Source organism: Saccharopolyspora aridisoli (assembly GCF_004348445.1).
GTDB lineage: Bacteria > Actinomycetota > Actinomycetes > Mycobacteriales > Pseudonocardiaceae > Saccharopolyspora > Saccharopolyspora aridisoli.
Window position 1 is genome coordinate 1 of record NZ_SMKV01000075.1, and the last position, 1,287, is coordinate 1,287.

Below are 1,287 nucleotides of genomic sequence, written 5' to 3' on the forward strand. Positions count from 1 at the left end.
CGCCACACCCACGCCCCCTCCACCCATCCCGCCCATCCTCGCACCCGCACCGCGAAACGACGTCTGCCGTGCCCCCGGGGAACCGGGAACACGGCAGGCGTGAAGTCATCTTCGGTTGTGCGCTACCAGGTCCTCATCCGCGCGGAAACCGCACGTGACCCTGCGAGCGGGGGTGGCGCATCGTCGCGCGGGCGCGTTCGAGCTCCCGCGAAAACCCGCCCAGCCAGCGAACCATACTTGCCATAGGGCGTCCTCCATGTTCTAGCTAAGGGATTGATTGTGGAGTTGACGGTGTTCCCGCTCGTTGTCAACACCCGGATGCGCGGGCACCCACTGATCCGGCCGAGTTCGTCCCCCGTCACCCGGGATGTCGTCGCAGGTCGTCCGCCTGTTTCAACCGTGACATAACAGAATGGTCACAACAATGAGCGGGCAGTCACACCCGAACAGGCGACCCCACACAACACACCCCGTAGCGATCAGACCGGATGCGCACCCACCGCATCCCGCAACTCAGCAGCCATCGCCACGTCCGACTGCCGCGCACAATGCGCACAGCAGAAGAACCGCCCACTGGCCTCCACACCATGGCCCAAGATCCGGCAGCCGCAGTGCTCGCACTGCGGCGCCAAACGCTGCGCCGCGCACTCGAAAGAATCGAACGTGTGCACCCCACCGCCCACGGTGCGGACCTCGAAACTCATCCAGTACTCGTTCCCGCACACCTCGCAGGTCCCCATGAGACCGCCCTCCACAACGCGATGACAAGCCAACATCGCGAGCATGCGGCCTACACCCAACACCGGCAACCGCACCCAACACCGAGGAAACGCCACCGGACACCACGCCACCCTGTGCCAGCATGATCACCACCACACCCACGCGACGAGCCAGGGAGCCGCCCCATGCACGACGACCGACACATCGTCGAACAACGCCTCGACCGCGTCCTGCACCAACGCATCAAACCCGCCCAACACACCCACACCCTGCCCATGGACATCGCCGTCTGGCACACCCCAGGCGAACCCGTCGACGTCACCCAAGCCCTCAACGCCACCTACCAACCCACCCACATCGGCCAACCCTGGGGACCCGCCTGGGGCACCGCCTGGTTCCGCCTCACCGCCACCATCCCCGAAACCTGGGCCGGCCACACCGTCGAAGCACTCATCAACCTCGGCTCCACCGACGAACGCCCCGGCTTCCAATGCGAAGGCCTCTGCTACACCCCCGACGGCACACCCCTCAAAGCCATCAACCCCCTCAACACCTACCTCCCACTCC

Annotated in this window: 1 protein-coding gene and 1 pseudogene; one reads left to right on the forward strand and one right to left on the reverse strand. The window is 65.7% G+C overall.

The features are described from left to right. Positions 1-479: 479 nt before the first annotated feature. Positions 480-740, reverse strand: coding sequence for a Prokaryotic metallothionein (locus E1161_RS26880; protein ID WP_132627536.1), 261 nt, complete (start codon positions 738-740; stop codon positions 480-482). Between the two features lie 165 nt (positions 741-905). Here E1161_RS26880 and E1161_RS26885 point away from each other — a divergent pair. Beyond that, positions 906-1,287: pseudogene (locus tag E1161_RS26885) on the forward strand (alpha-mannosidase); the annotation flags it as partial.